The organism is Amycolatopsis pittospori, from assembly GCF_013870525.1.
GTDB lineage: Bacteria > Actinomycetota > Actinomycetes > Mycobacteriales > Pseudonocardiaceae > Amycolatopsis > Amycolatopsis pittospori.
The window spans coordinates 22,832-30,423 of sequence record NZ_JACBXD010000087.1 but is presented as its reverse complement, the minus strand read 5'-3'; the positions used below and the strand labels follow the sequence as shown (position 1 = coordinate 30,423).

At 69.2% G+C, this 7,592-nt stretch carries 9 protein-coding genes; 2 read left to right on the top strand and 7 right to left on the bottom strand.

All coding sequences use genetic code 11. The annotated features are described in order from the left end of the window. From H5J31_RS32945 to H5J31_RS32925, 5 genes are all read right to left on the bottom strand, one after another. Window positions 1–261: twin-arginine translocation signal domain-containing protein (locus tag H5J31_RS32945; RefSeq protein ID WP_181776577.1), on the bottom strand; the 261-nt coding region annotated here is incomplete at its 3' end. 97 nt (window positions 262–358) lie between these two features. Next, window positions 359–1,321, bottom strand: coding sequence for an NAD(P)-dependent alcohol dehydrogenase (locus H5J31_RS32940; RefSeq protein WP_181776576.1), 963 nt, complete (start codon window positions 1,319–1,321; stop codon window positions 359–361). Window positions 1,322–1,335: 14 nt separating this feature from the next. After that, window positions 1,336–1,551 (bottom strand): helix-turn-helix transcriptional regulator, encoded by a 216-nt coding sequence (locus H5J31_RS32935; RefSeq protein ID WP_181776575.1) that lies wholly within the window; start codon window positions 1,549–1,551, stop codon window positions 1,336–1,338. After that, window positions 1,545–1,973, bottom strand: a complete 429-nt coding sequence (locus H5J31_RS32930) for a hypothetical protein (protein WP_181776574.1) — start codon at window positions 1,971–1,973, stop codon at window positions 1,545–1,547. Before H5J31_RS32930 ends, H5J31_RS32935 begins: the two co-directional genes overlap by 7 nt. A gap of 162 nt (window positions 1,974–2,135) precedes the next feature. After that, complete coding sequence (locus H5J31_RS32925) at window positions 2,136–2,522, bottom strand: MarR family winged helix-turn-helix transcriptional regulator (protein WP_181776573.1); 387 nt, start codon at window positions 2,520–2,522, stop codon at window positions 2,136–2,138. 86 nt (window positions 2,523–2,608) lie between these two features. Here H5J31_RS32925 and H5J31_RS32920 point away from each other — a divergent pair, with 86 nt between their 5' ends. Further along, entirely contained in the window at window positions 2,609–4,066 is a 1,458-nt protein-coding gene (locus H5J31_RS32920) for an MFS transporter (RefSeq protein ID WP_181776572.1), read from the top strand. A gap of 53 nt (window positions 4,067–4,119) precedes the next feature. Here H5J31_RS32920 and H5J31_RS32915 read toward each other — a convergent pair whose 3' ends face one another. After that, window positions 4,120–5,373 carry a cytochrome P450 gene (locus H5J31_RS32915; RefSeq protein WP_181776571.1) on the bottom strand — a complete coding sequence of 418 codons (1,254 nt, stop codon included), beginning with the start codon at window positions 5,371–5,373 and terminating at the stop codon, window positions 4,120–4,122. Window positions 5,374–5,421: 48 nt separating this feature from the next. Here H5J31_RS32915 and H5J31_RS32910 point away from each other — a divergent pair, with 48 nt between their 5' ends. Further along, window positions 5,422–6,150: an alpha/beta fold hydrolase gene (locus H5J31_RS32910; RefSeq protein WP_181776570.1), complete on the top strand. Its 729-nt coding sequence runs from the start codon at window positions 5,422–5,424 to the stop codon at window positions 6,148–6,150. Here H5J31_RS32910 and pdxR read toward each other — a convergent pair. Beyond that, a complete protein-coding gene (gene pdxR, locus H5J31_RS32905; protein ID WP_181776569.1) occupies window positions 6,147–7,583 on the bottom strand; it encodes a MocR-like pyridoxine biosynthesis transcription factor PdxR in 1,437 nt (478 codons plus the stop codon). The genes H5J31_RS32910 and pdxR overlap by 4 nt on opposite strands. Window positions 7,584–7,592: the final 9 nt, after the last annotated feature.

The window sequence follows — 7,592 nt, the reverse complement described above, 5'->3', positions numbered from 1 at the left end:
GCCGACCTCGACGGTGTCCGCCAGCGGCTGCTCGAACTCCATCGGCTTCGGCGCGAGCCGGGTCCAGAGCGCGATGCCGTGCGGGACCGGGTCGCCGGACGCGACGCCGAGGGTGAACGGCGCCTCGTCCCAGCTCGCCCCCAGCCGCGCCGCCGCCTCCTCCGCCTGAGCGACGGTCATCCGCGAGCTCAACGGCCAGGCCAGCCCCAACGCCCCGGCGGTGGCGGCGCCTCGTAACAGGTCCCGGCGGTTGACGGACATCAGTGTTCTCCCTGGCTTTGTGGTGGGTCGCTCCACGACACCGAACACGGCCGAGATGGCCGCCGGTGAACGCCGAGGCGAACACTTGTCAGCGGGCTCAGATGGCTATGACGACCTTGCCGCGGGTATGGCCTTCGCCGGTGTAGCGGATCGCTTCGGGGACGTCGGCCAGCGAGTAGGTCCGGTCGATGACCGGCGTCAGTTCGCCCTCTTCGATGAGTGCGCGCAGCGTCTCGAGATCCGCGTGGTTCTCCGTGGAGAACAGACCGCGGAGCTTGTGCTTCACGAACGGCCCGAGGGCCAGCGCCCGCAGGTTGCGTCCCACCGGGCCGATCCAGCGCCCGTCGCCCTCGCCTCCGACGATCACGAGAGTTCCTCGCGGGGTAAGGGATTTCCGCAGCGACGTCAGAGAGCGATTGCCCGCGGTGTCGAGGATGAGGTCGTATCCGCCCGCGAAGTCCTCACGGGTGTAGTCGAAGACCTTGTCCGCGCCGAGCGAGCGGACGAGGTCCACCTTGCCCGTGCCGCACACGCCGTCGACCTGCGCGCCGAACGCCTTGGCGATCTGCACCGCGTAGGTGCCCACGCCGCCGCCCGCGCCGATGATCAGGACCCGCTGCCGCGGTTCGACGCGGCCGCGGTCCCGGAGGGCTTGGAGCGCGGTGAACGCCGAGATGGGCACCGCGGCGGCCTCGTCGAAGCCGAGACGCTCGGGCTTCTTCGCCAGTTTGTCCACTGTGGTCAGTGCGTATTCGGCGAAGGAACCCTGGCAGGTTCCGAAAACCTCGTCGCCGGGCTGGAAGTCCGTCACGTTTTCGCCGACCACGTGGACGACTCCGGCGAAGTCCAGCCCGCGCACGCGGGCCTTCGGTCTCCGGACCCCGAAACCCATCAGGCGCACCAGATACGGCGTCCCCTCCATGAGATGCCGGACACCGGGATCGACCGCGGCCGCACGCACCCGGACGACGACGCCGTCCGGTCCGGCTTCGGGTTCCGGTAGATCGGTCAGCCGGAGAACGTCTGTCTTGCCGTACTCGTTCTGGACGATCGCCTTCACGGCGGCCTCCTGGTTCAGTCGGGATACTGGAAAACGTCGTCGAGCCCGACGCCGAACACCCTGGCGATCTGGAAGGCCATCTCCAGGGACGGCGAATAGCGGCCCTGTTCGATGGCGATGACCGTCTGGCGCGTGACGCCGATCCGGTCCGCGAGGCCCGCCTGTGTCATCTCGCCCTGGGCGAAGCGCAACGCGCGGATCGAGTTGGTGACCTTGGTCGGTTTCACCATGTCTGGAATCCCCAGCGGTACGCGGCGATCTTCGCGATCGAACCGAGCAGCGACGAGAGGACGAACGCGAGATACACGGCGTTGGCGATCCAGAAGTGGTCCAGTTCGGCCATCGCCATGACGAGCGCCGCGACGCCGCCGATGACCACGAACGACTGTCCGATGTGCTCGGAGAACCGGCCGATCTCACGATCGCGCTGATCCTTGCGGCCGGCATCCTCCGGCGAGGCGATCGACGCCGCGACGTGCAGCACGATCGAGGCCACGATGGCCGCCCCGACCGTCCACATAAGCGTTGCCACGTAAGGGACATCGACGAGTGGGCCGGAGTCCGCCCGGCCGAGGACGACGATCAGGTAGACCGCGTAGGCGCAGATCGCGACCACGGCCATGATCCATGCGCGTTTCTCTTCCAGTGCCACGTCGTCGAATGTAAAGAGTTCTCGACAGCATGTCAAACATTCTTTACCTCGGAGGGCGGCAGAAGTCCGTGAAGGCCTCCTTGCCTACCCTCAAGGTAGGCAAGGAGGCCTTCACGGATCTTTCGCGGGAGCGTGCCTGCGGGTGCAGGCGAGAAGTGACCTTCAGGCCTTGATGGTGAGGGTTTCTTCGAGTGTCGCCCGATGGGTCGGCTTCGCTTCTTCGTAGCGACGGCGGCCTTCGTCGGTCACGATGACGAAGATTCCTCGCCGGTCCGACTCGCAGAGAGAGCGCTGGACGAGTCCCTCGCGTTCGAGGCGGGCGACGAGTCGCGACGTCGCGCTCTGGCTCAGGTGGACGACCTCGGTCAGGTCGGCGGTGCGGCATTTGCCGACGACGCAGTTCACCAGTCGCTCCAGGGCTTCGAACTCGGTGACGCCGAGGCCGTGCCGTTCCTGCAGCCGGCACTCGAGCCTGCCGAAGACCGCCGCGTGCCGGGCGGACAGTTCGTGCCACTCCCGCAGCAGTTCTGGTTCAGCGACGTCGCTCACGCGGCCCAAGATAGCATGCACGTGAATTTTATGCAAAGACATTAAATGCACTTGCATTAGATGCGCGTGCATGTAGTGTACGGATCATGAGTTCTTCCGTGCAGCTGTCCACCAGCTCTACGAGGTGGGACGCGCGCCTCTGGGGTGTCCTGCTCACTGTGTCCGTCGTCGTGGGCCTCGACGCGCTCGACGTGTCGATGGTCGCCGTCGCCCTCCCGTCCATCCAGGCCGAACTCGGCCTCTCCACCGGTGCCCTGCAATGGGTCATCAGCGCCTACGTGCTCGGCTACGGCGGTCTGCTGCTCCTCGGCGGGCGCACCGCCGACCTGCTCGGCAGGCGAAAGGTCTTCCTCGTCGCCGTCGCGGTCTTCGCTCTCGCTTCGCTGCTCGGCGGCCTCGTCGACGACGGCGCGCTGCTGATCGCCACCCGCTTCATCAAGGGTCTCGCCGCGGCGTTCACCGCACCGGCCGCGCTGTCCATCATCACCACGACCTTCCACGAAGGTCCCGCCCGCAACCGGGCGATCAGCATCTTCGCCGTGTTCGGTGCCAGCGGTTACTCCGCGGGCCTCGTCTTCTCCGGTCTGCTCACCGAGGTGGGCTGGCGCTGGACGTTCCTGCTGCCGGTGCCGATCGCGCTCGCCGCGTTGGTCGCCGCCGTCAAGCTGATCCCGTCCTACCGGCCGCAGACCGGAGGCGGCTACGACTTCCCGGGCGCGATCACCGGTGCCGCCGGTTCGCTGCTCCTGGTCTTCGCCGTGGTCGAGGCGCCCGAGATCGGCTGGGCCGCGCCGCGGACGCTGATCTCGTTCGCCCTCGCGCTCGCCCTGCTCGTCACCTTCGTGTACATCGAAAAGCGCAGCAAGCACCCGCTGCTCCGCCTCGGCATCCTGCGCTCGGGCCCGCTGGCCCGCGCCAACATCGGCGGCGCGACGTTCTTCGGCGCGTACATCGGTTTCCAGTTCGTCGTCATGCTGTACCTGCAGACCGTGCTCGGCTGGTCCGCGCTGCAGACAGCGCTGGGCTTCCTGCCGGCCGCGCTGATCGTGGCCTTCGGTTCGCCGCGGATCGAGCCGCTGATCGACCGGATCGGCACACCGCGCACCATCCTGGCCGGCGTCGTCGCCCACGTCATCGGATACGCGCTGTTCCTGCGGATCGACCAGAGTTCCAGCTACGCCGGTTCGGTGCTGCCGAGCATGATCCTGCTGGGTGTCGGCTTCATGCTGGCGTTCTCGTCGCTGAACATCCAGGCGACCAACGGGATCTCCGACGACGAACAGGGTCTCGCGGGCGGTCTGCTGAACACGTCGATCCAGGTCGGCGGCGCGATCGGCCTCGCCGTCGTGACCGCGGTCCTGACCGGGAACTCCGGCGGCGCGACCGGTCCGGCGGCACTGCTGAACGGGCTGGCTCCCGCGCTGACGGTCGTCACCGGCATCGCCGTGATCAGCGTCCTGGTGGCGCTGTCGGGCGTGATCGGCCTGCGCAGGGCCGAAGCCCGCGCCACCGTCGCCGAACCGGAGTTCGCCGCGGCTGAATGACAAGGGGGTGAAAGGGCCCTTCTCGCGCTCGGGGGCGGGAAGGGCCCTTTCGGTCACCAGCGGATCGGCAGGGACTTCAGCCCGTTCTGGAAATTCGACCGCAACCGCACCGGCTCCCCGGCGAGTTCGGCCTCGCCGAGCAGATCCAGGACCGCTTCGAACATCGCTCGCAACTGCACCCTGGCCAGCTGGGCGCCGAGACAGAAATGCGGGCCGTGCCCGAAGGTCAGGTGATCGTTCGGGGCCCGGCCGATGTCGAAGCGGTCCGGCTCCTCGAACACGGTCTCGTCGCGATTCGCGGCGGAGAACCAGACGACGACCTTGTCACCCGCGCGGATGTCCACATCGGACAGCCGGACGTCCTCGGTCGCGGTCCGGCGGAAGTGCATGACCGGCGTCCACCAGCGCAACATCTCTTCGACCGCGCCGGGAAGCAGCGAGCGGTCGGCCAGCAGGCGCCGGTACTGATCCGGATGCGAAAGCAACGCCAGCATCCCGCCGGGGATGCCGTTGCGCAGGGTTTCGTTACCCGCCACGGAAAACAGCCAGAACAGGTTCTCGAACTCCGCGATCGACACGCGTCCACCGCTGTCGTCGACGTGACCCATCAGGTTGCTCATCACGTCGTCGCCGGGATTACGCCGTTTGTACTCGCCGAGCGCGGTGGCGTACGCGTAGAGATCCGGCATTCCCGCCCGGGTGCGCGGATCGGGCATCGCGCCGTCCGGTCCCGGAACCGGTCGCACGGCCAGTGCCGCCCGCGCGAGATCGGTGACCTCGCGCGTGTCGACGGTCGCGCTCACCGCGTAGTCGGCGTCCTGGAAACCGATCACGCGGTTGCTCCAGTCGTACATCAGCCGCCGGTCCCGCTCGGGAATCCCGAAGACCTCGGCGAGCGTCAACAGCGGGAGATCGGCCGCGAGGGCGGCGAAGTCGCCTTCGCCGTCCGCGGCGACCTTGGTGATCAGATCCCTTGCCCAGCCGTGGATCCGCTCGGTCAGCCTGCCGACAGCGCGTGGCGTGAACGCCTTGGTGAGCAGCCCCCGCAGCCGGGCGTGCTCCGGCGGATCCATGTTGAGCATCATCCGGCGGACGTAGCCGAGATCCTGTTCCGACGCCGGGTCCCGGATCTGCGTCCCGCCCAGCTGCGAAGAGAACAGCTTCGGGCTGCGCAGCACGTGTTCGACGTCGGAATGTGCCAGCACGGCCCAGAAATCGTCGACCCGCACGACCGGCGAATCCCGGCGCAGCGCGGCGAGATGCTCGTACGGCACGCCCCGGGTGTACACGTCCGGATCGGTGATCACGCCTTCGACCCTAGCCCGCGAGCGGGGGACTGGGGAAAGATCCGTCCGGTGGACACCCTGAAGATGCGCACCGCCGGGACCGACGGCCCCGCCGTACTGCTGCTGCACGGCCTCGGCGCGACGGGCGCCGTCTGGAACGGCCTCGTGCGACAGCCCGGATATCGCTGGCTGGCGCCCGATCTGCCTGGTCACGGGGGTTCCGCCCGGCTGCCGCATTATTCGTTCGGCGGCTTGGCCGCGGCCGTCGCCGGCGTACTCCCGGACCGCGGTCCGCTGCTGGTGATCGGGCATTCCCTCGGTGGTGTGGTCGGGCTCGCGCTGGCCAGCGGCTGGTTCGGCGTCGAGGTCGCCGGACTGCTCGCGGTCGGTGTCAAGGTCGAATGGAGCGAGGACGATCTGGCGAGGGCCGCTGTCATGGCGTCCAAACCGCCGAGGCTGTTCCCCTCCCGCGAGGACGCCGAGCGCGGTTTCCTCAAGGTCGCCGGATTGGCGGGCCTCGCGGAAGCGGATCCGGACGGTGTGGTCGAAACCGAAGACGGCTGGCGGCTGGCCCTGGATCCGCGGGCGTTCGCCGTCGGCGCGCCCGACATGCCCGGCCTGCTCGGCGCGGCGCGCTGCCCGGTCGTCCTCGCCGCCGGTTCGGACGACCCGATGAGCCGCCCCGAACAGCTCCGCTCGCTCAGCCCCGCTTCCGCCGAACTCCCCGGACTCGGCCACAACGCCCACGTCGAAGACCCGACGGTGCTCCTGACCTTCCTTGAGCAGTTCCGCGGCTAGCGCTGGATACGGCCCAGGACGGCGATGCCTTCGGCGATGTCGCTCGCCGGGCTCGCCCCGTACCCGAGGACGAGTCCCGGGTTCATCGGCCGCTGGCAATGCCACGAGAGCGGCTGCACCTTCACACCCTGTTCCAGCGCGGCGGCGGCGAAATCGAGATCGGAGAACGCGGCGTCGAAGGTGATCGTCAGATGCAGCCCGGCGGCCGCGCCGTGCACGACGGCGTCCGGGAGGTGCGTGCGGAGCGCGTCGATCATCGCGTCGCGCCGCCGCCGATGGCGTTTGCGCACGAACCGTAGTTGCCGCTCCATCTCGCCGGATTCCATGAGATGCGCCAGGACCAGCTGCGGCAGGACGGCGTTGCCCAGATCGGCGAACCGCTTGGCCGCGACCACCTCGTCCCGGTACCGAGGCGGCACCAGCATCCAGCCGACGCGGAGCGCGGGCGCGAGCCACTTCGACACACTGCCCGCGTAACAGACCTGTTCGGCGAGCATCGAGCGCAGCGCGGGGACCGGCGGACGGTCGTAGCGGTGCTCGGCGTCGTAGTCGTCCTCGATGATCAGCCCGCCGTCGGCGGCCCAGCGCATGAGCTCACGACGGCGTTCCCCGCCGAGTACGACACCGGTCGGGAACTGGTGCGCGGGCGTGAGCAGAACGGCGGGCGCGCCGCTGCGGACGAGCTCGCCGACGTCGACGCCCTCGTCGTCGACGCGGATCGGCGGCGTCGCCAGCCGGCGGTCGTGCAGATGCTGGCGTGCGCCCAGCGAACTCGGGTCCTCGACGGCGATCTCGGAGATCCCGTTGTCGCACAACACCTGCGCGAGCAGCCCGAGGCCCTGCGCGACGCCGGCGACGATCAGGACGTCGTCGGCGTCGGCGGTGATCCCGCGGGTCCGCGCGATCCAGTGCGCGATGGCCCGCCGCAGCGCGGGCGCGCCACGCGGGTCGCCGTAGCCGAAGGACGCCGCGGAAAGATCGTTGAGCACGGTGCGTTCCGCGCGCAGCCAAGCCGTCCTGGGGAAGGCCGTCAGGTCGGGCACGCCGGGGGACAGGTCGATCCTCGCCGGGGTCGACCGCAGTGAGTCGAAGACGCCGATCCCGGGGGCGGGCTGGAAGATCGTGCCCGCCGACGGCGGCCCGGGCGTCGTTTGTTCCTTCGTCCTCGCGGGCGCGGCGACGACCACCGTGCCCGCGCGGCCGCGACCGGCGACGTGGCCGTCTTCGACCAGCCGCTGGTAGGCCTCGGTGACCACGCCACGGGAGACCCGCAGATCCGCGGCCAGCGATCTGGTCGCGGGCAGCCTGCTGCCGACCGGCAGACGGCCGTCGGAGATGGCGTGGCGCAGCCGGGACGCCAGCCAGTCCGACCGGCGCCCCGGCGGCGCGTCCCCGATGTCCAGCTGCAGGAAGTCCGAGCCTTCGGCGGTCACCTGATCATT